A 1,897-nucleotide genomic window follows, 5' to 3' on the forward strand; every position below is an offset into this window, starting at 1 on the left:
TGCAAAATCCGTTTTTATTAACAAGTCCTTTAAAAAAGAGAATTTTATTCCGTCAAAATATGATAAGGCAAGAGTTGCAAAAAAGACAAAATAAATAAGAACAGTTATCGATTTGTAGATTACCCTTTTTTTAAGAAAAAAAACAGACAGACCCGAAACTTTCAAAAACAATGAATTATTATAGCCTTTTTTTTCTGTCTTTGATAAAGTCGCAATATTTCCCAAATATAAAAAAAACAATTGAATAACAAGAAGAAGCATCAAACCAAGATAATGTTTCATTATTAATCCGCCGCTCGTTTTTTCACATAATTAACTATCTTATCTATTCGGTAACCCTCATTCCCGCCGCCGCGTCCGCTCGCGGCGGGAACGCTGTGCGGGGAAGCAATCCGGCGTAGGGGTATTTCCTTAATAACCTTACTGCATTAGCTCCCATTTTGTCTTATCCATTGTGCTTTTACCAATTCTTCCATTTCTGTTGAACCTGTTCTTTCTGTTGTTGCTTTGGCCAACTCTAACGATTTAGTATCTAATACCGCTCTGTATTCGAGCAGCAGAGGAAACACAGAAAGCAAATTTTCTTTTATACAATAATTGATTGCTGTTTCCCCATATCTATTAAAATATCTTTTATAATTCCAATCAGTCGCCGGCCATAAAACAATAGATGATCCATACGCCTTTAAGTTCGGATCAGCCCCTGATTCTAACAATAATTTACAACATAAAAAAATTTCATGTTCATATCGACATTTCATTTGAGGATTTTCTTTATAAAATCTTACCCAGTTATCCCTTGGATTTTTCATTGCAATAATTCGATACGACAATAAACGAGCAATATATGGTCTCCGTTTTACATCGGCTCCGTAACTAATAAGTAATTTAGATAATGCATAATTACCATTTGAATTCCATAAAGGATTTGTATCCAGCCATTTAAATTGACCTGTCTTTTTATTCGGATCCGCTCCTGCTTTTAATAGCGTTTCAACCCTTTTATAACGTTCATCATCATCATCAATTGATAAAGCCATTTCCATTTGATATGCCAAAGTGTTCTCTTCTGATCTCGTTATTTTCTTTGTAAAACCGAAAACAGGAGCAGGACTTCTTTGCATTTGTTCACCGCGACATGAAATAACACAAAGTAATAAAAATAAATAACACATCTTTCTCATTCTAATTTTCCTTATTCAAACTCAATAGTAACAGTTTTATTAACAATGGCAGCTTTGCCTCGATAAACAGAAGAAGCCTGCCTATCTTGTCCATCAGGCATTCGTGAGGAAAAATATTCATTATCTCGCCCATTTATGCGCTTATTAAATGATTCGGCATAAGCCTTAGCATCTGCTTCGTTCTTAAACTCCAACCTTGTCGTCGTCTTTAATCCCGACGGAAGCTGTTTTCCCTCCATAAATGCATTTATGCAAAACTGCTCCTCAACCGTACGGTCAGTAATCTCAAAACCATCCTGCCGATTAACGCAGAAGATGCAGTGACTTTTCCACAGATTCAAGCATGTTATCATCGGCTCGTCCGTTAGTATACGCTCCTATTTCAGCTCCTATGTGCCACCCTCCGTTGAGTACCATATTATAATTTCCTTTCCGGAGCAAAATTGAAGATTGCGTACCTTTTGAATTTATAAAATTTGTTCGCAATGAATCAATATTACAAATAACTACCGATAATATATAATACTTATTTTCTGTATTAATATCTAATAGTTTTTTTTCTCCATACAAAAATAACAATAGTAAATGAAACTATTCCTTGCAATATCCATATTTTCCTATTTATGTTATCGTAAAGCTCAAATATTGTCATACACTACTATTCCTTTTTAAATTTTTATACACCGTATTATAAGCTTTATATTGAACATCAA

The 1,897-nt window shown here is 34.3% G+C and carries 3 protein-coding genes; all 3 read right to left on the reverse strand.

Annotated features, from left to right (window positions below):
- Nucleotides 1-282: hypothetical protein (locus JSQ97_RS12755; protein WP_205076397.1), on the reverse strand; the 282-nt coding region annotated here is incomplete at its 3' end.
- A gap of 146 nt (nucleotides 283-428) precedes the next feature.
- A complete protein-coding gene (locus JSQ97_RS12760) occupies nucleotides 429-1,184 on the reverse strand; it encodes an ankyrin repeat domain-containing protein (protein WP_205076398.1) in 756 nt (251 codons plus the stop codon).
- Between the two features lie 11 nt (nucleotides 1,185-1,195).
- Nucleotides 1,196-1,537, reverse strand: a complete 342-nt coding sequence (locus JSQ97_RS12765) for a hypothetical protein (RefSeq protein ID WP_205076399.1) — start codon at nucleotides 1,535-1,537, stop codon at nucleotides 1,196-1,198.
- Nucleotides 1,538-1,897 lie beyond the last annotated feature (360 nt).

Source organism: Treponema sp. Marseille-Q4523 (assembly GCF_016901105.1).
Lineage (GTDB): Bacteria > Spirochaetota > Spirochaetia > Treponematales > Treponemataceae > Treponema_D.

Excerpts from the sequence above, each read along its gene's own strand:
- JSQ97_RS12760 (WP_205076398.1), bottom strand. The coding sequence starts at position 1,184 with ATGAGAAAGATGTGTTATTTATTTTTATTACTTTGTGTTATTTCATGT.
- JSQ97_RS12765 (WP_205076399.1), bottom strand. The coding sequence starts at position 1,537 with ATGATAACATGCTTGAATCTGTGGAAAAGTCACTGCATCTTCTGCGTT.